The following is a 24,430-nucleotide window of genomic DNA, read 5'->3' on the forward strand; positions in this document are numbered from 1 at the left end:
CTCCTTAAGTAAATTAATTAGTTTGAATCATTACTGATTTTAATCCTAATGGTATATTTTTATGATTTTTCCAATTTTCGTAGTCAATGCCATAGAGAGGAATTGCCGTAAGATTTAAAACTTTTGGAAACTCCTGAGTTGGAAATTCTTCCTCAAATTGTTTTTTTAGTGCTCTTATATGAGACTTTAGACTTATTTCTGTCATTATTGTTTTTCCACCAGGTAATAGGTGATTTCTAATATTTGCTTTGAATAGATAAAGCTTTTCCTCATCGACAACACCTCGCGATTCGAAACCAGTCATTGGGTCTGTGTAGATTAAATTCATTGTAAAGAAAGTATAAGCATTGCCTTTATTAGCAACGGCGTAAGCAAGCTTTTTCTTCTTCTTGTCGAACTTTAAAAACCTAAGCTGTGGTGATACTTGCGTCTGCTTCGTTGAATAATAAATTTCTCCAACGATAAAAGACGTCGATCCATTTAAGTAATCTATTTTGAAACCGGCATGAAAGCTTCCTATATTCTGGGCCGTCGGGATATTGATTTGTAGGCCGTAGTGTCTCGTTTCACCTGGGGCCAGGCTTTGTTCAATAGCAAAACTTTCAAGTCCTTGTTCGTCTAGAAGTGACATGAAAGGCGACAGTGAGTAATTTATCTCTTGTCCCACTCTAGAAGGTAGGTAGCTATAGCTTCCATCTCTTGATTGGATAAGCTCTGTCTTAATGATTGTAAACCGACAATTCTCACTCGTTACATTTTTAACAACGATCTCACGCTTCTTATCTCCATCTTCAAGGTAGTGCTTGATTGCAGGATGCGACTTCTTACCGTTGTCGTCTTTTTGAAGAACGAGACATGCTGAAGCTGTAAGATTTGCACAAAGTAGAATGAGTGTTAAAAAATATTTCATCATTATGACCTTTTATAACCTTCTAATTATTGTAAAAGAGACTTCTAACTCTTTTTATTTGTAATTTTTTACCGTTTTCATTTTCTAATTCTATCTCAATAGTGATTTCGTTTTTTTGACTAATCAATGAGATAAGGTTTTTTAAATCAAGATTGATATCCCACAGTCCGGAATATACTTCTTCTGTCTCGATATCAACTTGATAACCATCAAGTTGTACCGAAATGCTTGAAAGAATATTAAATTCTGTTTCAGCTGAATCCAGAGTTAAGAGAGCGCTAAATTTAGGAGCACTGATAATACTGTTGTCAAACTCTGTAATAATTAAGTCTTGGATTGGAAGTGTGTCCACATCAATCAATTCAAAGCCAAATGTTACGGTTTGCATATTATCTCTAGGAAGATCAAGAATAACTTCCTTTTGGATATCTTTGTAAATAGAAGAGTTAGCTATTGCACTCAATTTATACTTTCCATTACGAAGACGTGAATAGTTAATTGTATTTAGAGACTTTCCACTAATAGGGATGATCTCATTATTTTCATCAATTAACTGATAAGTAATATCTCCTATAAGTGTATCGAAATCCTTATCATAACGTCCATTCTTATTGATATCGTTGTAAGAGAATGTATTAATTGTCGAAATTTCCTTAAGGGCAAAGTCTACGTAGACAGTTTGGTTTTTAAGAACTTTTGTTCCTTTATAATACTCTGATGACTCTAGTGACTTGGCCGTAACCTGTCTCTCAATAAGAGAGATATGATCAATATCTGGCTTAAGCTCATTAATTAGATACTTCCCGTCTTTGTCTGTTGTTGCGCTCCCTGTAACACTGTAAATGCTTAGTCCTTCAACACCTTTTTCAAAGTCTTCACAAGTACCGTTTAAGTTACGATCGATACAGATACGTCCGGCAATACTTCCTGTTCTTTTCCCACCAAAAGCATCTTCAACCTTTCGTGGCGTTTTCGCACCAAAGCGGTATTGAAAACGAATTCCGATTTGATAGTCAATATCATCATATTGGTGATTATCTTCTGCTCTTGTGTAGATTTCAAAAGAGTAGTTACTATCTGTTCCTGTACGAATCCCTGCTTCAATATAGTCTAGATCAGTTTGCGTTTGAGTAACATAATCTCTTCTTTGACCCTCATCGTGGCCCACTCTCACGTAGGCACTTCCATTGAAGTGATTGTTGTCGATATTATAGTCCACACCAATATTTGTTCGTGTGCGATATGAGTCGTCACCATATGATTCATATTCAACATGTGATCTAATTGTAAATTTCGGTGCTTTATAGCTTAAGTCTACCGAGACAAATGGCTCATTTGTATAATCCTGAATATTGCCATCTGAATAATTCTTACTGGCAACACCTGCTCTCATTGCCGCATATAATTGTTTGTTCTGATAAGCAAAAGTAATGAATTTTCTCTGCTCTTTAACACTTGAGCTGGTGTGGTCTTGATAGTTTACACTAGCAGAAAGACCACCACCCATTGGAAAGCTTACTCTTACATGATTTGAACTACTGTGTTGTCTATCTTGCTCATTTGTTCCAAAAGTATCTCTCGCTAATTCGTCGTTACGACTAAGTTCAATAAGGACACCGTCAAAGTCATAAGAAAGAGAAGCGTTGTTGTAGATTACTTCTTGAAAGCGATCTTTTCTATAGCCAGATGAAATAGCAATTGGAAGATTCTTTCTCACCATATAGCGAACAGCTGTACGGTAGTCCTGGATAACTCCTCGTTGCGGGTCGTCTGAAATTGTAAGTGATGGGGCAAATGATAGCTTATCATTAGGATTGAAGTTTCCACGATATCCAATTGAGCCCGATGTTTCACCCGAGTCTGAATTCTGATTGATAACAACAAAAGTACGCTGGCCTGGCCTTGGATCATATTGAACCATGGCCGCAGTGTTAAATTCGTCATTTTCATCAACACCCACAAGTGTTCCAACTTTTAAGTTTGGAAGGATATCCCTAGTGTAGGCGACACCATCACGGGCCTCGTTACCAACATTTGCATCAACGTCAAGATCGACGTTGTTACCAGCACTAAAACGCCAGTTATCTCCATCAAAGTGGAATGTTCCACGTGCATCTTGTGCTTGTCCATTAACCATATTGGCCTGCACGTAACTCGATAAAGAAACGTAGTCAGACAGGGCACCATTAGAGTTTAGAACAACAGAGCTAAGATTTGAGTCACGTCCTTCGACACTCATATAATCATTTGTGATGGTAAGTGTTGTATCAAGGTAATTTCCTTGACGGTCTTGATTATTAGCAGAGCTAACAAATTTAACCTGAAATTTCTTTTGAAATTTTGTGACTCCACCAACTTTGGCATTAACTTCAAATGCTGCATATGTTGATGTGCTATTTTTAAAATTTACTCTTACCGGAAGAAGCTTCACTTCATTTGCTGCAATAGTAATAGGGGAGCTATTAACGCTCACGCTTACTTCAGGTGTTAGGTTTCTAATTGAAAAGTTATAAACCTCACTTGCATTACCTGTATTTTTAACTTTTAAATTAAGAGTATGATTTTTCTTATTTGTTTCAATATTTTGGTCAGCATCAAAGAAGTCAAGATCGCGCTTCTTTGCCACAACAAAACTTATGCTATTTTCAATCTTTTCTTGAGTTTCAATATTTGTGAAAATAATTTTTAACTCATGAATTGTTCCTGCATCAACGAAGCTAGGAGTATACGTATAGAACGTTAGGTAAGTTAGATCACCTGCAATTAGTTCAACAACTCCTGGGCCTTCAGCACGCCATTGTTGATTGCTTTCAATAGAAATTTTATAAGTTGTGTTTGTTGGTGACTTTATAGGAAGAACTTGAATGGCCACCTCGCCAGGTTGGACACTCTTATCCGGAAGCATACTAATATCAAGATCATTACCAAATACTAGTAAATTAATAAAAAATGCAAATAGGGAAAGTCCGATTCTTATCTTCTTCATAATGCTCGCATCTTAGCTTATTAAAGATGAAAATATTCATTGTTGAGCATTATTTATAACTATGTACGTCTTTTGTACATGATAAAAATCAGGAGGTTAGGCATACAGTTGTTAGGCAACCTAAACTTATTTAGAGGAAGTATTCAGCGACACCATAGAGCCCATTTTGCTCAAATGGGAAGATAATTGAGTCATTTGTCGGGTTGTAATCGAATTGGACTCCGCGACATGAAAGTTGAGGCATTGTCCACGTTAGGGCACCAAGGTCAGTGTCTGTATCAATATTATGTCCATACAGGCGGCTTCCATAGCAATAGTAAAGATATTGTGTTCCACCTCTTCTAGTGTAAACGAAACCATCATCAATATTTCTAGCAGTATAGGCAATTTGCTCAACGTTTCCGTCCTTGAATGCAATAACTCTTCGTTGAGCTCCACGATACATCTTGGCCGTTACATACTTCGCATCGACACTATCGTAGAAGATATTTCGATAATTATCCCAGTACTCGTATTCACATGTGCTACCGGAAGTAGGAGCTGTTCTAAGTTCTGTACAACCTTCATTTATATCATTGTATCCTAGAACACCCCAAATATGCTCTTGTCTGTAGCTATCTGCTGAGTCGTAGGCCTTAAGCATAAAGTCTTCATATCGAATATCTGTGGAATTGTACCTCATTCGACTTAAGAATAGTTTTCCATTAGCAAACCCAATAGGGAGGGCCCTATTTTGATCTCCGGCAACATCAATGTCGCTTCCAATTTTTCCATCTGCTGTTGGATCAAAAAACTGTGTCCCACTAGTATTACTGAAGACATCTTCCCACATACCAGTTGAGCGGTTAAGCATAGCAAAACGGCCATAGTGCCATTCCACTCGGTCCATATAGATATTTCCAGTCGCTCGGTCAACTACTGTCCAGTATGGGTTTCTTACTGGTTGTGTATTTGCTGCAGAAGCTGTTGATGCTGTTGCAACGGTACCATTACCAGCTAAAATATTGATATTTCCTTCAATTGTGAATTCCTTAAGATAGTAAGAAGATGTGTCATTTACAACGACCTTTCCATTATCAAGTCTTGTAACACGGCTAATATTACTAAAGCGTGCATTAACGGCATTGACATTGTCACCATACGACTGACTTTGACCAAAAATCGTCACAACTTTTCCTTCTTCATCAAGTGTTCTAATTCTTCCACGGTCATTAAAATAAACCTTTCCGTTCTTATCGACAAAGACAGAGTAGATATCCATATTACACGCTGTCGCTAGCGTTCCGTCTGCACACTCACCAAGAGTTCCAGAGCCTAGAATTCTTGTATAAGTTCCATCAAAGTTATTTCGATTCATATAACTTCTTGCAACTGTTACATAAGACTTACCATCCATTCCTGTATAGTTGTAGTAGTGATACCAGCGGTAACTATTATCAAATGGTGTGATTGCCTGACCTGTTGCTGGATCAAAGTACACTCTTGCATATGTATAGGTAGAAGTTGAACCATACATATCACATCCTGCAAAGTCTTGATGGTGGTAGGCATGACCTGTGATCCCTTCGATTTGTGATGTCGCTTGATTAAACTTAATTCCAGTATAACCAACACGACACTTAGAAAGGTCTTGAGTTGACTGCCAACCATCTCCTGTACCACCTAGATAGAATGATTCAACTTGTCCTGTCGCGGCCTTATAGATTCTAACTTTAAAACTTCCGTCAGTATTAATACTCTCAGATCTTTCAGCATTAAACCAAAGGTCACCATTAGGAAGCGGTGTAAAGAGAACAGCATTTGTTCGATAATCTGAGCTTGATAAACTTCTCATTTGAAGATCAAGTGGGTTTGCTACTGTGTCGGCCGTGCTTGAACCACCACCAATAATCGTTTCAATTGTTGGGTTTTCTAGATTTAAGTCAACTCTTCTAATTCTATTATAATCTAGAATTAAAAGACGTCCTTGATAATCTAGAGTTATTTTCATTGGATAGCGGAGAGTTGCACTCTCGGCCGGTCCACCATCACCTGTCGATGTTCCAGTCTTTGCAATAAAGAGCTTTTGCTTACCATCAGCTGGGTCAACTGTAATGATTCCTCTTTTATAGTCAGCAAAGTAAATATTTCCATCATCAGTAAAGACGAGAGTGTGAATATCTGAAGAGTCACCAACACGCTTATTAAAGAATAGGGCAGACCTTGCATCTCCACCAAGGCCGGCCTCAGTATTACCTGCAATAATCTTAATACGATCAGCATTAATTGGCGTCGATGTAAGCTGAGTGCTAATACCAGCTAGGTTCGTTACTTTTACTCTAACTTTGTAAGCTGTTGCTAGAGGTGAACCACCTGTCCATTTAAAACAACCTTCATTTGCTGCCAGTGAAATCCCTGGGCAACCATGGTTTGTATGAGGTGCGATTCCTTGTGCTCCAGCAATCGCAGTAAATGTTTGTTCATCTTGTGTGTAATAGATATTGATTGCTGTCGCAGGAAGGCCAATCGAGTCATCTACTTTCCAACGAATATATAAATCAGTCCCAGTTGGAACAGCTGAGTCAGCTCTTGTTGGAGGAATTGAAGAAGTATCATTATTTGCGGCCGCAACGTCCCAAATCGTCGGAGGAGAAGCCTTGTCATAAGTAATTTGATCGTAGTCAGTACTTAGCGCTTGCGTATTTGAAGAAATATTTCCAGCTTCATCTTTTACCCATGCATAGACATCATATAGTGCTGGCTCCCAACCAAGTAGATACGAGTAGTCTGTCACAGTGATATTCTGTGCAGGAGTGATTCCAATTGATGTTGAATTAACAGCAATCCAACATGCATCATCAATGGCCGGCTGAACTGTGTTATTTGATTGAAGACAAATATGTGTCAGATAAACATTCGCATTTTGTGAACTGGCCGTTAACGAATATGGGACAAAGTTAGTTGGTGATGGATCTGCAAGTCCTGCTGTAATTGAGTTTACTACTGGAAGTCCTGTCTCTCGATACCAGTACCCTAAAACAGTTGTTGTATTTGATGCTCCATTTGTTTGAGAAAAATTATAAGTGTTGTTAACATCTGACGCTGTCGTGGCCGTTGTCCAAGACCATACGCCAGAAGAACATGTCGTTGTTGTCGTCTGAGAGCCTGTAATATTAATTGTTAGGCCGTCTTCACATGTTCCTGTAAAAGTTGCAGTCGCACCATTATTCTTGATTGAACCAAGATCGATAGCAAGAGCAGGGAAGTTAGAGTCTCTTGTCCACGTATAAGTTAGGGCCGAAGTATTCCCTGCAGAGTCTGCTTGAGAAAATGTAAAAGCTCTTGTTGCATCTGTTGTATAATTTGCAGATGTCCAAGTCCAAGAAGAAGCTGAACAAGTAATCGTGTCTGTTTCAGTTCCAGAAATTGTAATAACATTTGTTCCTTCACATGTTCCTGAAATTGTGAAATTGTCTCTTAGTAGAGTTTCAGATTGGTTTTCTCCAATTTCAATTTGAATTGGGGCCGTGGCATTAAATGCAGGAGGAGTTGCATCTCTTTGCCAAGAAAGAGATAGGGCCGGAGAAGATGTATTTCCTGCAGCGTCGGTTTGTACTAAATTATAAACAAATGTTCCATCTGTTGTTTTTGGTGATGGAGTCCAGCTCCATGTTCCAGATGAACAATTGAATGATGTTGTTTCATCACCTGTAACATAGATCGTATAAGTTCCTTCACACGTACCAGACCATGCGTTTGGTGTATTTGCATTTGTGAAGTCAGGTGAGATACCAGCTGTCTTTGTTAGGATTGGTGCAACTTCATCACGAATAAATGTTCTTGAAACTGATGTTGAGTTACCTGCAGCATCAACCTGATTGATTGTAACAACCTTAGATCCATCATTATCAGAGAAGTTTACTGTTTGTGAAAATGTTCCACCTGAACAAGCAATAGAGAAGCCTGCTTGAATATCCCCTGAGATATTAATATTAAGGCCACTTTCACAATTACCATTAATCGTTGTACTTGAAAGGTGATATGAGTTATTGGCCGGTGATGTATAGCTTAGGGCCGGGGCAATTGAGTCAATCTCGAACGCACTTGATTCAACTGTTGCAGAGTTTCCTGCAAGGTCAGTAAATGAAACTCTAAACTTAGCATTAGTCGTATTAATTGAAGGCACTGTCCAAGCTCTAGTAAATGCTTGTGTGCTAATTGGGCCGTTAATTGCGGCAGTAGTACCTACTGAGCTCCAGCTACTTCCATTATAGAAGTCTACTTGGAAATTTTGAGCTGATGATGTGCTCGCATCAGTTGCACTCCATGCCAGGTTAATATTATTTCCACCCTTTTGAATTGTAGGTGTTGTTAGCGAAAGACTAGGGTTAATCGTATCGTAATAAACACTTATATTTGAAGATGTTGTCGAGATATTACCATGCGGGTCTTTTGACCATGCCTTAAGTGTATGAAGACCCTGAGTCGTACTAGCAAGAGTATATGTTGTTGCACTTGCTCCAGTTGAACATGCTACCCATGCATCGCCAGCAGCTGGTTGAGTTCCCTCATTAATAATAATTGATGCGATATCGTTACAGCTACTAATAGTCATCGTATTTGCTGTAGAAGTTGTGTACGTTGCCGATGTAAGCGCAATGGTTGGAGGAGCTGAAGGAGTTTTGTCAGTTACAGTGATCGTAACTGTCTCAACAGAAGCTGCATCAACAGTTCCATCATTTGCGATAAAAGTGAATGTCTCAGTTCCATGGAAGTTTACATTACTTGTATATGTACAAGTAAGGTCCGTTCCATAAGATCCTGTTGTGATACAACTTGAAAGTGTCCCATTAGATGGTGCTGTAACAATCTTATATGTTAGAGCATCACCATCAATATCACTTGCATTACTAAGTGTAATTGCTAGGGCCGTATTATCATCAGTTAAATATGACTGATTTGCCGCCATAACAGGAGCATCATTAATAGAATTTACAATAATCGTAACCGTCGCGACACTTGAATCCGCAACACCGTCATTCACACGATATGTAAACGATGTTGTTCCATTATAGTTTGCAACAGGAGTGTATGTACATGAGCGAGACGTTCCACCTGAACAACTTAGCGTCCCTGTTGCTGGGTCAGTAAGCTTAACATAGTAGAGAGTGTCGCCGTCAATATCCGCGCCAGCATTTAAGCTAAAGTTAAGTGGAGTATCTTCATTTGTTGAAACAGTTTGTGTTGCTGCAAGAGTTGGAGCATCATTAACTGCATTAATTGTAATATTAACAGTTGAAATGGCCGCTGAGTCTAGTAGCCCATCATTAGCAAGATAAGTAAATGAGTCAGTACCATTAAAGTTTGCATTTGGCGTATATGTACAGGTGATATCAGTTCCATAAGAACCTGTAGTAATACAATTTGAAAGAGTCCCATTAGTTGGTAAACTTACTACTTTATAACTAATAGTTTGTGCTGGCACATCCACATCTGTTGCACCATTTAGAGTGATACTAAGAGGAGTATCTTCATTTGTTACTTCATTTTGATCGGCCACCATTTCTGGTGCATCGTTGATAGCGTTGACAGTAATACTGACTGTTACTGTATTTGAGTCCAGAGCACCATCATTTGCTTTATAAGTAAATGAGTCACTTCCTTCGAAATTTAAATTTGGTGTATAAGTACAGGCCGTTGAAGTTCCACCTGTACATGATAAGTTTCCATTTGTTGGATTCGATACAACGATATAAGAAAGAGTGTCATTTTCAATATCTGTTGCTGGTGTTAGATTGAAGCTATGAGCTGTGTCTTCATTTGTTGAAAATGACCAGTCGCCCGCTAGAGTTGGAGCATCGTTTACACTATTAACTGTTAAACTTACTGTTGCATTTGTAACCGCTACACCAACACTATCAGTTGCAGTATAAGTTAATGAGTCACTTCCGTAGAAATTAGCATTTGGAGTGTACGTACATGAGATATCAGTCCCATAACTTCCTGTTGTAATACAATTAGAGAGCGTACCATTTGATGGGGCAGAGATTACCTTATAGCTCAATGTCTGCGCCGGTAGGTCTACATCTGTCGCACCATTTAGAGTGAAGTTTAGCGCTGTATCTTCATTAGTTGTATGAGCTTGGTCAGCTGCCATGACAGGTACGTCGTTTATTGCATTCACTGTAATTGTTACAGTTGCTGTCGTTGAGTCAAGAGCACCGTCATTTACTTTGTAAGTAAATGATGTCGAACCATTAAAATTTAGGTCTGGTGTGAATGTACACGCTGTTGATGCTCCACCTGTACAACTAAGATTTCCATTTGCTGGATTTGAAATGATAATATAAGACAGAGTATCAGCTTCAATATCTGATCCAGCTGTTAAATTAAAGCTTAATGCTGTATCTTCGTTTGTTGATACACTTTGCGTGGACGCAAGAGTTGGAGCATCGTTAACGGGAGAGATTGTAATTGATACTGTTGAATCAGTTGCTGAATCAGTTAGTGTATCATTTGCTCTATATGTGAACGAGTCACTTCCATTAAAATTCGACCCTGGTGTATAGTCACATGTAATATCTGTTGAATAAGTTGATGTGTTAATACAATTAGAAAGAGTACCATTTGCCGGAGCAGTTATTAGCTTGTATTGAATTGTCTGCGCAGGAATATCAACGTCTGTTGCACCAGAAAGAGTGAAGCTTAACATATTGTCTTCTGCTGTCGTCTCTACTTGATCTCCTGCCATCACAGGAGCATCATTTTCTGAAGTAATATTAACTGTAACTGTTGCAGTTGTTGAATCTAATTGGCCATCATTTACTTTATAAGTAAAAGACGTTGAGCCGTTGTCATTTAAGTCAGGAGTATATGTACAGTCTCTTGATGTTCCACCTGTACAAGTTAAAGTACCTTTTGCTGGGTTCGCAACAATTAAATACGATAGAGTGTCTCCTTCAATATCTGCTCCAGCATTAAGAGTAAAGTTAAGAAGCGTATCTTCATTTGTACTAACTGTCTGTGTTAGTGCTAGAGTAGGAGCATCATTGACTGCGTTAATTGTTAGCGTTACTGTCGCAAATGTCACTGCATCAGCAACTGTATCATTTGCAATATATGTAAATGAGTCTGATCCGTTATAATTTGCATTTGGTGTATATGTACAATCTCTATCGTTAATATATGAGCCTGTTGTTATACAATTTGTAAGCGTCCCATTAGTAGGGCCAGAAACTAGTTTGTATGAAATTGTTTGCGCTGGCAGATCCACGTCTGTAGCAGTATTTAATGTGAAATTAAGAGCTGTATCTTCATCCGTTGCCTCAGACTGATCAGCACCCATTACTGGAGCATCATTGACTGTGTTTACTGTAATTGTCACTGTCGCAGTCGTTGAATCAAGTTCTCCATCATCAACTTTATAAGTGAAGCTATCAGTCCCAAAGAAGTTTAAATTTGGAGTATAGTTACAGGCCGTCGATGTTGCCTGTGTACAAGAAAGGATACCATTCGTAGTAGAAGAAAGAATCGTGTAATTTAGCGTCGTCCCTTCTATATCACTACCAGTATTAAGATTAAAGCTCAGTGGCGTGTCTTCATTTGTCGACTCAGCTTGAGTAGCTGCAAGTGTAGGCGCATCGTTAACTGGAGTAATGTTTAGAGATACTGTTGCTACACTTGCAGAATCTAGTGATCCGTCATTTGCTATATAACTAAAGCTATCACTTCCATTAAAATTTGCATTTGGAGTATAGTCACAAGTTAGATCGTTTCCATATGTGCCGGTTGTAATACAATTTGAAAGTGTTCCATTATTTGTTGAGCTTACAATCTTGTATGTAAGTGACGCCTGTGCGTTGTCGACATCTGTTGCTTGGTTTAATGTAATTGCAAGAGTGTTGTCTTCTGCAATGGTTAAGCTTTGATTTGCACCAATTACTGGTCTATCGTTAACGTTGGCAACATTTAGAGTGACTGTCGCTTCTGTTGAATCAAGTTCTCCATCATTAACTTTATAAGTAAATGTATCAACACCGAAAAAGTCAGCATTAGGTGTATAAGTACAGTCATTTGTTGTTCCAACACAAGTCAGTGTTCCATTCGTTGGCAGAGAAGTCGTAATATAAGATAGACTTGGAGAGTCTACATCATCACCTGGTGTAAGAAAGAAATTATGTACAGTATCTTCTGTAACATTCACACTTTGTGACGCTGTCAGAGTTGGGGCATCGTTAATTTGTTCAATATCAAGTGTATAGGAAAATTGATGATGTGGTAAATCTGTGTTTACATTTGCATCGCCATCATTCTTTTTACCAATTCTAACAATAATTTCCGCACTAGCAGCAGTATCTGCTGGAGGAGTATAACTCCATATGCCTGCGTTTGAAACACTTGTACCATCTAGTATCCATTGGTATGCAACTGGGTAAGATGAATCCCAGTGAACAGCATTTGCTTCGAAATCACTTTGAATCCCTTCTTTTAATGAAGTTGGTGTTTCAAGTGTTTTCATCTTTGGTGCAGCATCTTTTAAAATTGACGCTGTTTCACCTTGAGTTATCTCGCTAAAGATAAGACCAGCATCAGTATTATTTTCTAACTCAGTATAAATGAGATCATAGTCGATTGTTTGGTTATCAATATTAGCTTGAATTAATGATTCTGTTTGATCTAGATAATTTGCAAGTTCTCTAGTTGGTGTGTATTCAATATCTGTATTCGTAATCTTTGCTAGAAGTGTTGTAACAGGAGTAATATCTTGTGGTTTAAAATAACTTGTAACAACCTTCTCTAGTTCGTCACTACATCCCGAAACCTTTACCTTGTAACGAGCTGGTGCCGTCAGGTCTAATGCTAATTTCCTTGCATCAAATTTAAAATAAGTTGTAGTGTTAATCCCTTCAAATGTAATAGGGTTATCTTCAAGCACTGTCATTGTCACAAGATCAAAGAGTTCAACTTTTGGATCTGTACATGTCGTCGCTGCATAGGCATTGCTAATAAAGAGACTCTTGTTATTTGTCTGAGTAATTAGTCCAGATAGTGGAGGAATGCGTCCTTCAATGGCCGGAATTTCGATAACAACATTGTTTGAATTTGAACCGTTATTTTGTTGGCCACTTGAAGACTCATCTTCAGGATTTGTTTCATCAGCTTGTGGTGGTGTTGGAAGAGAGTAAGCAATTACTTTCTTACTTTCTTCTTTGGCCTCTACTTTCTTATCGTCTGCCTTTGCAGGAGTTCTTTCAAAAGTGTTATTTGCATAGAAAGGTCTTGAGTCACCTGAATCATTTAAGAAGACTTGTGTTGATACTTTCTTCTTTTCGTTAATTGCATGTTTTGAAAGCTTGTAATCCGCTGCTTTCTTACTAGGAGTAACTGATTCTTCTTGTTCGCTTTGTTCAACAGAAGAAGGATCTCTTTTTGTAAATGTCGATGTTGAGTTTAGCCTTGCTTTAACTTTTGGTTTAACAAGCTCATACTCGATCCCAATCTCTTTCGCTAATTCACTATAACTATCAGTCTTCGTTGCATTATTATCTGCAAAGAAGATATAGCTAAAGCTAAATAGTGATGCCAGAGCAAGTCCGACGTAGAGTATTGGTTTTTTCAAAGTCCCTCACAAATCATTCGTTTTTCGTTTCTTGTGAATAAAATTTATTCTTAAATATTTTCGACTTATTACAATATTTCCTTAGTATTTAAACACTTAATGAACAGATCACTAAATTCAGTTACTTATATCGGCTTTATGGAGATATTATTTAATTTGGTGGCAATTTTTTGTGGACTTTTAAAAATGTAAGACGTGATTTCAATATGTTAAAAAGTTAATTGTTTAAACTAAATGTTTTTACATTCGGATATCTTAAGGTTTTTACAGAGTATTTGTTTAGTTGATTAAAAAGGCCCAACTTGAAGCTGGGCCTGATATTTTTTGAATTTATTTGCTAGGATTACTCGGCCGCAAAGTAGCCAATATAATCAATCGAGCATGTATCTGGGTTAACTGCAACTGCAGCATTGAACCAACCAGAGTGCTCTGAGCCGATTGCTGAGTAGATAAGCTTGTCTTCATTAAATTGCGCTAGCTTATTTCCTCTTTCATTTAGAAGTTCAGTTCCTTCAGTTAGATACATTAGGTATTTAACTTGTAGTGGACGATCTGCTCTAATTTTTCTTTCAAGTTGCTTATTGACAACATTGTCACAAGCAATTGAATTAGAGCTAATGGCTAAAAATGAGATAAGAGTTAGAAGAGTCATTACTAGTTTCATAAGATGGCCTTTGTGTGGGTTTTAGTTGGCCGCATCCTATCTAAGTAGCGTCATATAGACAAGCTTGAGCTACTTTAAATGTAAAATTTGCTATGAAATTAACAAGATCTTAATAATTCTCACTAGAGTATTTAAGAAGCTTTTGCTCGTCCACAATTTCGATACTTCTGCCACTCTTTGTAATTAAACCTGCGTACTCTAGTTCACTTAAGATTCTTGTCACACTCTCAAAAGTTGATACCGCAAAATCTGCAATTTCTTTACGAGTCCAATTATGCTCAGGGTGCTTAAGTTTTAAATAGACCAGGGCTTCAACGATTCTTGCTTTGGCCGACTTATCTGCCATTCCTGCCAGTCTTCTTTCAGCATTTCCAAGCTCCCTCGCTAAGATCTTCGTCATATTCTTAAGTAGGGCCGGGCTTTCAAGACAAATATTGTCACATTGTTTACGATCAATGAGCATTAGCTTTGATTTTGTCAGACTAATTGAGTTGGCGTGATAAGGTGTTTCTAAAAAGTATGAACGATGACCGAAGATTTCTCCTGGCCCATAGACTCTTAAGAAGCTCTCTTTGCCATTCTCGCTATTGTAGTAGAGGCCAACGATACCTTCTTCAACAATATAGAGGTATTGAGGGGATTCTGACTCTCTGTAAATTGTTTCACCTTTTTGATACTGTCGATAGATAGGTTGTTCAATATTATTTAAGATTTCCTTAATCATGTTTTTCCAAGTTTGATGGCCATCAATGTTAATTTATAATCATTATATATAATTAATTTAAGTTTGAAAGTCTTTGGAGTATTGCAAAGGACTGATTTATAAAAAAGGTGAGTATATGACTAACTTTACGTGGCCTCTGATAGGCGGGATATTAATTGGAGTTTCTGCTGCATTTTTGCTCTTTTTTAATGGGCGAGTTGCTGGGATCTCTGGAATATTTTTTAATTTTCACAAGAAGAATGACGGTGGCTTTTGGCGCATCTTCTTTGTGCTAGGACTCTTAGCAGGGGGTCTTGTTGTAAAATTGGTGGACCCAAGCTTTTTTAATTATGCCCTCAATCTAACATATACTAAGGCCATCGTAGCTGGCCTATTTGTAGGTGCTGGAACTCAACTCGGCTCGGGTTGTACTAGTGGGCACGGTGTATGTGGCCTTTCTCGCTTCTCAAAACGATCTCTGGCCGCAACTCTTACTTTCATGGCCGTTGCTGTCGCAGTCGTATCTTTAATGGGGTTATTATAATGAAGAAATTAACAAGTTTAATTGCAGGTATGATATTTGGTATTGGTTTAACTGTTTCAGGAATGGTTAATCCAAAGAAAGTCATCGGTTTCCTAGACATCTTCTCTTTACAGGGAGGATGGGATGCCTCTTTGGCCTTTGTTATGGGTGGTGCCGTTGTTATTGGTGTTATTGCCACTAAGCTTATTACTAAGCGTGGTGCTCCGATTTGTGATGTTCAATTTCACTTACCTACAAAGACGATTATTGATAAGAAGTTAGTTTCAGGTGCGGCCCTGTTTGGGATTGGTTGGGGGATCGCTGGTATTTGTCCAGGCCCTGCTATTGTGAATCTAATAAATCTTTCAGCTCCGATGGTAGTATTTGTAATAGCAATGATCGTGGGTTCCCAAATCTCTAAGAAATTGACTTCATAATTCCACTTTTTTAGATAATTTTTTTATGCGTCAACTAGTCTTATTGACTATGGCGCATAAAATCATTACTCTTATTTAATGTATGAATATTTACACCAATTCTCTCTAAATTTTTGGCTTGCTTTTGGTTATGTCCTAATTGCTCTTGGAGCTGCGACATATTTAATCTCATTAGGTGTGACCAGTATTCATCTCAATCGCCTAAGTCAAAATGCACAGTCTTCTCCTATTAAGACAGTTGTGATGTGCTTTTCTCAGGCAGCAGTTTGCTTAATCATTGTCTCTAATTTCTTTTTTCCCCTCTATTCTGTTTATAAAGTACCTTTGACATTGGTGATGTTTATTTTCACTTACACTGCCAGGTACTATTATTGGCGCAATCTTTCAGAAGTATTTAACGAGAATAAGACTTTAAGAGTTATCTATAACGGTATTGTCGTTGGAGCTATTGGTTGTTGCCTCATCCATTTATTTTGGTTTTTTATGAAGGGGCCAGGGCCTTGTTGTCTCGGGGAAGAATTTGTTAAAAACCCTGCATCAAATTATATCTTAAAGGTACAGATTCCATATTTAATGAATGATAGTTTTGCAGGTTTTGTAAAGTTTTTTACGATCTCTGTATCTCTTGTCTACATTCGATTTTTTCTAATCTCATTAAAGTCCCGAGACTACCTCATGATATTTGGACTCTTTATTAGTGTTTTAAATATCTTTTATACAACGAGCTATCATGCTTTTGGTTTCAAGTATTGGATTCCACTCTATTTTATAGTGGATTTATTAGAGTACACAAGACTGCAGCAACTTGAGGTTTCTCATTTTGCTCAAAAACTTAAAGAGCAAAAGCAATCATATAATTCTATGATTCATGATTTGGCCAACCCACTACAGTTTACAAACTTACGTTTGCAAAAGCTAAAGCGTGAAAGCTCGATAAACGAGTCCAAAGAAGTTAAGGCGATTTATGAAGGGACAAAAAGTGCCATTGATATTTTAAATAACTATAAAAATCAAGGCACAAACGACTCTCTTATATCGGATGTTGTAGAAGAAGTGATCTCAATTTTTCCTGAAGTGAATATCGTCTACTCTAGGCCGTCTAAAGAAGTTAGGGTGAATAAAGGAATTATTAAAAACTCCTTAATAAACTTGATTAAGAATTCACGTGAAGCTCTTCACGAGGATCTCGAGTGGATAAAAATAAGAATTGATAATTCTGAAGCTGGCCTTGTTATTAAAATAATCGACAATGGAAAGTTTGTTGATTTTAAATCTCCTGAATTGGCCTTTGAGTTTGGTTATTCAAGTAAGGGCGACAAAAGGGGAGTAGGTCTTTATTCGATAAAGAGAGAAATTGAAAAATTAAATGGTAACTTGAAGTTGGATAATGAAGAATCATTCACCTGTTTTACAATAGAGATTTAAAATATGCTTGATCTAAATCCAAATGATAGCACTATAAAATTGATTCCAGTTATCTACTGTATCTTCACATTTATGGTTGGTTTGTACTTTCTCTATTTAAGTTTAAGCTCCTTTCGTGTTCGCCAAGTCTTTAAATCTAATTATGCAATTGAAAGAATGCCTTTTTATCAGGCCATTATTTGTTTTCTTGTCGTATCTGTATTCTTTGTTCCTTTCTATTCCGACTATAAAGTAGGAGTTGCGCTCTTAATTTTTCTCTTTCTTTTCTTGGCCCGTTTAGAATTATGGAAAATACTTGGAGATTATCTTCAGGAACATCACCTGTTGATGATTCTATATAAGATAGTGGTCTACTTAGCACTATTTATCTTTGGTGTTCATTATCTTATCTATTTGATGGAAGGTAGCGGTGCTTGTTGTATAAGTGATAATGTTATTGCAAAAAGTAATAATCAACTAGCAAAAACTCTATTGCCATTTAACTTGAGTAATCTTCTAACTTCCTCTTATCGAGTCGTGGCGTTCTTAAGTCTTGCAATTTATATGCGCTTTACTTATCTTTCTTTTAAGAAGGCCGACAAATATTTATTTGCAGGCCTTGCAGTTCATATTATTTACTATCTACATTTCTTGATTAATTTCTTGGTGACTCATGATTATTGGGTACCGATCTTCTTTCTTGCTGACTTAGTTATCTATTTAAGATTAATTAAGCTTGTTAAGAAAAAGTAGTTAATTACATTTTCCAAGTTCAAAATTAATTGTTCCGTATCCGTTAACACAAGCTGAGCAATTTATAGAGGCTTTTACTTGATCTCCTGGAGCGATATGGACGTTAGTATTTCCTCCTGGAAATGGGATGCCTGCAGTAACTGGAGAGTTGTTTAGGACAACGTCAAATGATGCAGATGAGACATCTCCCGATTTCAATTGTATATAGACATTCTCAATACACCAGTATTGAGATGAATTAAAACCTTCGACATCAGTTGCGTTTGTCCCAACCTGATTTTGAATCCCAAAATACCAAGTTAAGGTTGTATCCGCATTAAAGAACTCAAAAGAGATAACGGCCCTATTGTCATTTTCAAAAAGGTAGGCATTCCCATCAGCATCTGTTTTAAAGCATGAAGATAGACCTAGTAGTATTGTAATTAGTAGTAGCGCTCTCATTAAAACTCCATTTCATATAAGACGCTGAAGTCTTTATTTTTAACAATGATATCTTGCGCGATAAATTCGCGATGTAAAAAATTAAATAGTAGAGCAGTTGATTTAGAAAGATGTCTTCTTGCTCCAAGCTCAAAGCCTTTTCCTGAGTAAATGGCAATATTAGGGTGATGAGAGTCAACAATATATGAGCGGTAACTTGTTAGGAAGCTCCAGTTATCACTGTAGTCATATTCTGCTCCAAATTTTAGATAAGGTGCAAATTGTGTTCTCTGATCCATGACTGGTGTAAGGCTTGTTTCAAATCGAGCTGTTAGAAACATTTCGTCATTCATGAAAAATCCTGTCGTAAGTCTAAAGCGATTATTTAGCCTGTAGTATGCTTGAACTCCTAACTCAAATGTTAAGATGTCATCATCCATCTCTTCTGGCTCAAGATCTCCGCGATCCATGAAATAGGCGTGAATACCAAAAATATAATCAAGATATAATTGTTGATTTAAAACATGACGGTAATGACCAATAATATCCGCTCCAAGGCCACCATAATTGTCATCATCGCCACCGTTATTATTGTCCATATTAGCGTAATTCATCTGCTTTACACTTAGGCCAGTTTTTAATCCCCATGAGTTCTTCATTCCGGCCAGTTTGGCAGTACCTATATTTGGGCCATGATCAACAACTTCATGTCCTTGAACTTCTTTGTATTCAATCTTCTCATTGAGTTTTTTGACAACTTCTTTCGTTTCATCGTCTTGTTTCTTTGCGACAAAGCCCTTCTTCTTATCAAGTTCAATTCCATTGGCCGCAACAAATTGACCAGTGTTCTTATCGACACTACCAATATCAAGTGACTCGTCTTGAATCGCTGGAATAAAGATAGCTGAATCAAGGTCGACGATGGCACCATTTTTTGGAACTTCATCGGCTTCAACATCATTTCCATACAGCTTAGTGATTTCTTTCTTACTCAATTCTTCATTGCTAGCAACTTGAATATCACTTCTTTTTACACTTTCAAGATTTTCGTTCTTTTCAAGGGCCATTAGCTGACTTGGGTTTACTTTCTGTGGTGGAATTTCATCGTATAGGTGAGCGTACGTTGTTGAGGCCGTCCCTTTTTTAACGATTGTTACATCATCACGGTCAACATTATCTTTTACTGTCTTTTCCGGATCAATACTCTCGCTATTGATCTTCTTAACTGCAACTTCACCTTCTAGTGTTACTACTGATGTGGCCTGGTTCTCCTGACTGACCACCGTAACAAATTCTGTTCCTCGAACACCTAAGGCCATGGTCTTTGTCTTTACATAAACCTTGTTAAAGGCACTATGTCCTTTTGATTTTTTTGCAGGAACAATCTTTGATCGCATCTTTCCATTCAAAACTTGGATAATACTTCCGGCCTTTTTTTCGACCTTTGTTAACTCGATTTTTGAGTTTGGCCCTACGACGATATAACTACCATCTTCTAGAATTTCGATCTTCACAAAAGAGCGCAATCTCGTGACAATCGACGTATTTTCCTTAAGGAGTTGACCTTTCTTTATCCAGCTGGCCTGCATGGCCCCTGGTGGAAGTTGAGAAACTTCACCACGAATATTAACGACCTTGGCAAAGGCCGCAATTGCGTTTGCTTGGAAAAGACTTAGTGGAATTAAAATGAGTGATAATTTAATTAGATTCATAAAAGTAAACATCCGTGTTTAATTAATTTATCTAATTATAAATAAAAAACAGGTGAATGTTTACTTTTTTTTACTTTCTTTAAACAGATTCAGATGCAGTCTGTAGATAATTTTGTAAACCAATTTTATCAATTAGTGAAAGTTGAGTCTCAAGCCAGTCAATATGATCATTTTCAGTATCTGAAAGAAGTTCTAAAAGAATATCTCTTGAGACATAATCATTAACAGATTCACAAAGAGCAATTGCTTTTCTGAGTAATTTACTATTTTCAACTTCATATTGAAGCTCATCTGATATTAACTGTTTCACATCGCGACTTGGCTTATATGGAAGGCGAGTCCCTAGTTCTGGTAAACCTTCTAGAAAAATAATTCTTTCAATAAGTTTAGTAGCGTGGATTGTTTCATCATCTTTTTCATGATCAATACGCTCATAAAGCTTTGTTAGGCCCATATCTTGGAATAGGCGTGAGTGAAGGAAATAGAGATCGATGGCCGATAGCTCTTGCGTTAGTAACTCATTAAAAATATTGATAACTTCTTGATTTCCCTTCATTTTTTCTCCTTTCATAAAGCATACATGAAAGGTGACTTTTTTCAAATACAATAATAGTTGAGTAAGATGCTAAAGTTATTCTTAAGTATATCCGATAAATTTACTACGTGAATAGGACGTAGGAGGAATTATGAAAAAATTAATGGCCATGGCCGTATTAGGGCTTACGCTCGTTTCTTGTGGGTCTTCCCCGCAACGGGATATTGCCTCAGTAGATGGTGCTTGTTCACTACAAAAGCACCCAGCAAAAAATCATTATCGGATCTTGATTAATGAGAAACCTCATAGCCAGTATTGGTACACAAAAGGTGATGCATTGAAGATTCAAGATTCATTCTCGAAAAAAGGAATGTGCGGTAACTAGAATAAATTATTAAGGGAGAGAAATAAAAAGGCCCGCGGATGCGGGCCTTCTTTTATATAGAAAGTAATTAGATTATTTCTACTTGATGGCCTCTCTAATTTTAGAAGATAGCCAGTCCATGATCCAAACAATCGCTGCAATAACGATTACTAGTAGACCAACTTCGTTCCATTTTGCTAGACCTTGGTACTGCATTAGCATTGTACCAATACCACCACCACCAACTAGACCAATTACTGTGGCCATACGAACGTTGATGTCCCAACGGTAGATTGAGAATGATAGGTATGGAAGAACGATTTGAGGAACAACACCAAACCAAATTACTTGGATAGGGTGAGCACCAGTTGCCATCATTGCTTCGATTGGTCCATTTGAAACGTTTTCAATTTGCTCAGAGTATAGCTTCGAAAGTGAAGATACTGAGTGAAGGCAAAGTGCCATCATACCAGCGAAAGGCCCGATACCAACCCATACAGAGAAGATAATCGCCCATACTAGTGGCTCAATTGAACGTGAAACGTTTAAGAAAAATCTAACGACAGAGTAAACTGTCATTGTTAGACGAGATCCATTCATAAGGTTTCTTGCTGCAAAGAATGCTAGAACAAATGCAATTGGAAGTGCTACTGCTGTTGCAATAAATGCCATGTAGATCGTTTCAATTGCTGCAAAAAGAGCTTCTTCAAAAATTGCAAAATTTGGTGTTAGAAGAGCAGTAAAGATCCTCTTTGCACCAGTCATTCCTGATTCAGAAAGAAATTCATAAATTGAAATTTGTGAAACATAAATACTAGCAATAAATGTTAGTACTACAGTTGCAATAAGTACGAATGAGAATGGCTCTTTCATGAATAGAGTGTTCTCATCTCTTTTCATAATTCCTGTTAGCCCACGTCCAAGAGACATTTTAGTTGTGTAAAGAGCTGCTGCTACTACAAAACCTGCTCCAAGAGCAATAAGTGGCTGGTTCCAAGTAAAATCAGGGTAGCGTAGACCAAGAATTAGTCTCTCCCATACGATCTTCCATGAAACAAGAATCATGTATGACCAAAGAAGGAAATCAATTAGGAAAGAAAAGAAATTCATCTTAACTTTGTATGATGTGTACTCTTCTCTTGGTTTTGGTAAGTTATTAACTTGCGTATCTGCCGTTTGAGTCGTCGTTGTCATTATTTAATCCTATATCCAAAAAACTTAGTTAATTGTTACTTCTACAGCATCTTCACCGTAGATTGTCTGGAACCATTCTTCGTTAATATCAAGTGGTTGACCTTCATAAATTAGCTTCCCACCTTTAAGAGCTACTACGCGTGAAGCGTATTCTCTAACAAGTGATAAGAAGTGAAGGTTACAGATAACAGTAACACCAAGTTCTTCGTTAACTTTCTTAAGGTATTGCATTACCGAGTGAGAAGTTGCAGGGTCAAGAGACGCTACAGGCTCATCAGCAAGAAGTACCTTAGGGTTTTGCATAAGAGCACGAGCAATAGCAACACGTTGTTGCTGACCACCTGAAAGATTGTCCGCACGTACGTTTTCTTTACCTTCAAGACCAACGATCTTGATGTATTCCATTGCTTTTTTCTTATCTTCTTCAGAGTAGATACCAAGTACCGACTTGATAACTCCTGTTCTTGCAAGCGTTCCTGAAAGAACGTTAGTCATAACAGTTCTTCTTGGGATTAAGTTAAAGTGTTGGAAGATCATTCCGATGTGTGAGCGAGCATTTCTCATTGCTGCACCCTTAAGTTTCGTAATGTCTTTTCCTTCGAAGATGATCTCACCACTTGTTACATCGTGTAGGCGGTTCATACATCTAAGCATTGTCGACTTACCTGAACCAGACAGACCGATAATAACAAGGAACTCACCCTTGTTAACGTTAAAGCTAACGTTATTTAGAGCGTGGCATCCGTTAGGATAAACTTTGTTAACATTTTTAACTTCTAGAATCATTTCATTCTCTCTTTATTTAAAATAAAACCTATTTCTTGTTTAGTTGTTCTTCAAGATTGATATTTAGTGTTTTAATTACGTTTCTTAATCCATCGTAATCTGCATCAGTTGTATCAACTAGGCCACCTACACTGTAAATATTTTCAAATACATCTTTACCTTCTGGAGTAGCGATATATTTCTTAACAGCTGCAATAAACTTCTCTGTTACTTCTGCAGGAAGATCCTTTCTGAATACGAATGGGTCGTTAGGAATTTTTTCAGTGATTTGAACGATTTTTACTTTATCTTCAACATCTGGGAATTGTGTTTTTACACGTGAACGTGCATCGCGGATTGTTCCATCTGAAGATGGAGCAGAGTAGTAAGTTGCACCAGCATCTACTTGTCTTTGGTAAACCATTGTTACAACGTTATCGTGCTTAATAGCAAAAGTTGTATTTCCTGGCTTAACATCATTTTCCATCATGATTTTAAGTGGGAACATATAACCTGAAGTTGATGAAGGATCAGTGTAAGCAAATTTCTTACCTTCTAGGTCTTTAATTGAGTTAATTCCACTATCTACGTGAGCAATGATTTGCCCTTGGTAGTAATCGTGTCCATAGCGAAGAACTTTAAGTTTTGCACTTGCTCCATACTTCTCATTTGCCATTAGATAACCAAAAGAGTTCATAACTGCAATGTCAGCTCTTTTTGACCCAAATGATTCTACTACCGAAATGTAGTTTGTTGGAATACCTGTTTTGAAGAATAGGCCAGTCTCTTTTTCTAAGAATTTGATAAAGTGAACTGAGTTCGATGCAATTGTGTCTGCATCAACTGAAGGTGTGAAGTATAGTTTTACAGGATTGTCTTTACTTCCTAATTTCATATCTCTCTTGCAAGAGATTCCTGTTGTTATTGCTAGTACTAAGCTCATTACCGCAACAATTGTGTGTTTCATTGGTTGTTCTCCTCGTATATTGAACCCTAATATATATAGAAACCTAAAAAAATCTAACATTTTGAAATTACGCTCTTTTAGCATGAATAAGACAGTTTTTTAATGTCAACCTAATCACAATTATAATTATCTTTAAAAACTGAATAATTTCAGTAATTTAGTGAAGGTAGTTTTTATAATATTTAGTCTTTGTTTAATTTGATCAAGGTTATAATGGAAACATGGCGTTAAACATCAAAAAACTCGAAAATCCTGTGCGTCCTACTGATCGATTGAGCTCAGATGAGACCCGCGTCAAAAGACTGCACAAGGGGTGTGATGGATCAAAAAATTTTGATGAGAGCAATAATGATAGTAAGCGTATGTCATTGATAAAAAGCTTCTTAGAAGAGCTATATAAAAGTAAACACTCCGTTAAAAAGAAGCTTAAGGACAAGAAAGATAAGATGAATGAGGCCATCAGAAGGCTAAATATCCTCTAAATATCTCTCTGGG

Annotated in this window: 17 protein-coding genes; 6 read left to right on the plus strand and 11 right to left on the minus strand. The window is 37.4% G+C overall.

The annotated features are described in order from the left end of the window. Positions 1-13: 13 nt before the first annotated feature. From ACRXC1_RS07020 to ACRXC1_RS07040, 5 genes are all read right to left on the minus strand, one after another. Complete coding sequence (locus ACRXC1_RS07020; RefSeq protein ID WP_433657589.1) at positions 14-913, minus strand: hypothetical protein; 900 nt, start codon at positions 911-913, stop codon at positions 14-16. Positions 914-932: 19 nt separating this feature from the next. Further along, the gene (locus ACRXC1_RS07025) at positions 933-3,896 is read right to left on the minus strand and encodes a COG1470 family protein (RefSeq protein WP_433657591.1); all 2,964 of its coding nucleotides are present in this window, start codon (positions 3,894-3,896) and stop codon (positions 933-935) included. A 130-nt stretch (positions 3,897-4,026) separates the two neighbouring features. Beyond that, positions 4,027-13,494: a tandem-95 repeat protein gene (locus tag ACRXC1_RS07030; RefSeq protein WP_433657593.1), complete on the minus strand. Its 9,468-nt coding sequence runs from the start codon at positions 13,492-13,494 to the stop codon at positions 4,027-4,029. A 343-nt stretch (positions 13,495-13,837) separates the two neighbouring features. After that, the gene (locus tag ACRXC1_RS07035) at positions 13,838-14,158 is read right to left on the minus strand and encodes a hypothetical protein (RefSeq protein ID WP_433657595.1); all 321 of its coding nucleotides are present in this window, start codon (positions 14,156-14,158) and stop codon (positions 13,838-13,840) included. A 109-nt stretch (positions 14,159-14,267) separates the two neighbouring features. Continuing rightward, positions 14,268-14,882 (minus strand): Crp/Fnr family transcriptional regulator, encoded by a 615-nt coding sequence (locus tag ACRXC1_RS07040; RefSeq protein ID WP_433657597.1) that lies wholly within the window; start codon positions 14,880-14,882, stop codon positions 14,268-14,270. Positions 14,883-14,997: 115 nt separating this feature from the next. Here ACRXC1_RS07040 and ACRXC1_RS07045 point away from each other — a divergent pair, with 115 nt between their 5' ends. The 4 genes from ACRXC1_RS07045 to ACRXC1_RS07060 all read left to right on the plus strand — a co-directional run bounded on the left by ACRXC1_RS07045 (position 14,998) and on the right by ACRXC1_RS07060 (position 17,978). After that, on the plus strand, positions 14,998-15,405 hold the full coding sequence (locus ACRXC1_RS07045; protein WP_433657599.1) for a YeeE/YedE family protein: 408 nt from the start codon (positions 14,998-15,000) through the stop codon (positions 15,403-15,405). After that, positions 15,405-15,821, plus strand: a complete 417-nt coding sequence (locus ACRXC1_RS07050; protein WP_433657601.1) for a DUF6691 family protein — start codon at positions 15,405-15,407, stop codon at positions 15,819-15,821. The genes ACRXC1_RS07045 and ACRXC1_RS07050 overlap by 1 nt, the downstream gene beginning before the upstream one ends. 78 nt (positions 15,822-15,899) lie before the next feature. Next, the gene (locus ACRXC1_RS07055) at positions 15,900-17,246 is read left to right on the plus strand and encodes a sensor histidine kinase (RefSeq protein ID WP_433657603.1); all 1,347 of its coding nucleotides are present in this window, start codon (positions 15,900-15,902) and stop codon (positions 17,244-17,246) included. Positions 17,247-17,249: 3 nt separating this feature from the next. Beyond that, positions 17,250-17,978, plus strand: a complete 729-nt coding sequence (locus tag ACRXC1_RS07060) for a hypothetical protein (RefSeq protein WP_433657605.1) — start codon at positions 17,250-17,252, stop codon at positions 17,976-17,978. Here the strand turns inward: ACRXC1_RS07060 and ACRXC1_RS07065 are convergent, their stop codons facing one another. From ACRXC1_RS07065 to bfr, 3 genes are all read right to left on the minus strand, one after another. Next, entirely contained in the window at positions 17,979-18,419 is a 441-nt protein-coding gene (locus ACRXC1_RS07065) for a hypothetical protein (RefSeq protein ID WP_433657607.1), read from the minus strand. Further along, positions 18,419-20,110 (minus strand): FecR family protein, encoded by a 1,692-nt coding sequence (locus ACRXC1_RS07070; RefSeq protein ID WP_433657609.1) that lies wholly within the window; start codon positions 20,108-20,110, stop codon positions 18,419-18,421. Before ACRXC1_RS07070 ends, ACRXC1_RS07065 begins: the two co-directional genes overlap by 1 nt. Positions 20,111-20,189: 79 nt before the next feature. Then, the gene (gene bfr, locus ACRXC1_RS07075; protein ID WP_392860904.1) at positions 20,190-20,666 is read right to left on the minus strand and encodes a bacterioferritin; all 477 of its coding nucleotides are present in this window, start codon (positions 20,664-20,666) and stop codon (positions 20,190-20,192) included. A 130-nt stretch (positions 20,667-20,796) separates the two neighbouring features. Between bfr and ACRXC1_RS07080 the strand changes: the two genes are divergently transcribed. After that, on the plus strand, positions 20,797-21,030 hold the full coding sequence (locus tag ACRXC1_RS07080; RefSeq protein ID WP_392908116.1) for a hypothetical protein: 234 nt from the start codon (positions 20,797-20,799) through the stop codon (positions 21,028-21,030). Between the two features lie 78 nt (positions 21,031-21,108). Here ACRXC1_RS07080 and phnE read toward each other — a convergent pair whose 3' ends face one another. The 3 genes from phnE to ACRXC1_RS07095 are packed head-to-tail and all read right to left on the minus strand — an operon-like array spanning position 21,109 to position 23,935. After that, complete coding sequence (phnE, locus tag ACRXC1_RS07085; protein WP_392908118.1) at positions 21,109-22,203, minus strand: phosphonate ABC transporter, permease protein PhnE; 1,095 nt, start codon at positions 22,201-22,203, stop codon at positions 21,109-21,111. Positions 22,204-22,227: 24 nt separating this feature from the next. Beyond that, positions 22,228-22,989, minus strand: a complete 762-nt coding sequence (gene phnC, locus ACRXC1_RS07090; RefSeq protein WP_392908120.1) for a phosphonate ABC transporter ATP-binding protein — start codon at positions 22,987-22,989, stop codon at positions 22,228-22,230. A 28-nt stretch (positions 22,990-23,017) separates the two neighbouring features. Then, positions 23,018-23,935, minus strand: a complete 918-nt coding sequence (locus ACRXC1_RS07095) for a phosphate/phosphite/phosphonate ABC transporter substrate-binding protein (protein WP_392860899.1) — start codon at positions 23,933-23,935, stop codon at positions 23,018-23,020. A gap of 221 nt (positions 23,936-24,156) precedes the next feature. On the opposite strand from ACRXC1_RS07095, the gene ACRXC1_RS07100 reads away from it, so the two are divergent. Next, positions 24,157-24,417, plus strand: a complete 261-nt coding sequence (locus ACRXC1_RS07100) for a hypothetical protein (protein WP_433657613.1) — start codon at positions 24,157-24,159, stop codon at positions 24,415-24,417. Positions 24,418-24,430 lie beyond the last annotated feature (13 nt).

This window comes from Halobacteriovorax sp. GFR8, from assembly GCF_050955245.1.
GTDB lineage: Bacteria > Bdellovibrionota > Bacteriovoracia > Bacteriovoracales > Bacteriovoracaceae > Halobacteriovorax_A.

Excerpts from the sequence above, each read along its gene's own strand:
- phnE (WP_392908118.1), bottom strand. The coding sequence starts at position 22,203 with ATGACAACGACGACTCAAACGGCAGATACGCAAGTTAATAACTTACCA.
- ACRXC1_RS07055 (WP_433657603.1), top strand. The coding sequence starts at position 15,900 with ATGTATGAATATTTACACCAATTCTCTCTAAATTTTTGGCTTGCTTTT.
- ACRXC1_RS07025 (WP_433657591.1), bottom strand. The coding sequence starts at position 3,896 with ATGAAGAAGATAAGAATCGGACTTTCCCTATTTGCATTTTTTATTAAT.
- ACRXC1_RS07060 (WP_433657605.1), top strand. The coding sequence starts at position 17,250 with ATGCTTGATCTAAATCCAAATGATAGCACTATAAAATTGATTCCAGTT.
- bfr (WP_392860904.1), bottom strand. The coding sequence starts at position 20,666 with ATGAAGGGAAATCAAGAAGTTATCAATATTTTTAATGAGTTACTAACG.
- ACRXC1_RS07040 (WP_433657597.1), bottom strand. The coding sequence starts at position 14,882 with ATGATTAAGGAAATCTTAAATAATATTGAACAACCTATCTATCGACAG.
- ACRXC1_RS07080 (WP_392908116.1), top strand. The coding sequence starts at position 20,797 with ATGAAAAAATTAATGGCCATGGCCGTATTAGGGCTTACGCTCGTTTCT.
- ACRXC1_RS07020 (WP_433657589.1), bottom strand. The coding sequence starts at position 913 with ATGATGAAATATTTTTTAACACTCATTCTACTTTGTGCAAATCTTACA.
- ACRXC1_RS07035 (WP_433657595.1), bottom strand. The coding sequence starts at position 14,158 with ATGAAACTAGTAATGACTCTTCTAACTCTTATCTCATTTTTAGCCATT.
- ACRXC1_RS07065 (WP_433657607.1), bottom strand. The coding sequence starts at position 18,419 with ATGAGAGCGCTACTACTAATTACAATACTACTAGGTCTATCTTCATGC.
- ACRXC1_RS07045 (WP_433657599.1), top strand. The coding sequence starts at position 14,998 with ATGACTAACTTTACGTGGCCTCTGATAGGCGGGATATTAATTGGAGTT.
- phnC (WP_392908120.1), bottom strand. The coding sequence starts at position 22,989 with ATGATTCTAGAAGTTAAAAATGTTAACAAAGTTTATCCTAACGGATGC.
- ACRXC1_RS07070 (WP_433657609.1), bottom strand. The coding sequence starts at position 20,110 with ATGAATCTAATTAAATTATCACTCATTTTAATTCCACTAAGTCTTTTC.
- ACRXC1_RS07095 (WP_392860899.1), bottom strand. The coding sequence starts at position 23,935 with ATGAAACACACAATTGTTGCGGTAATGAGCTTAGTACTAGCAATAACA.
- ACRXC1_RS07050 (WP_433657601.1), top strand. The coding sequence starts at position 15,405 with ATGAAGAAATTAACAAGTTTAATTGCAGGTATGATATTTGGTATTGGT.
- ACRXC1_RS07100 (WP_433657613.1), top strand. The coding sequence starts at position 24,157 with ATGGCGTTAAACATCAAAAAACTCGAAAATCCTGTGCGTCCTACTGAT.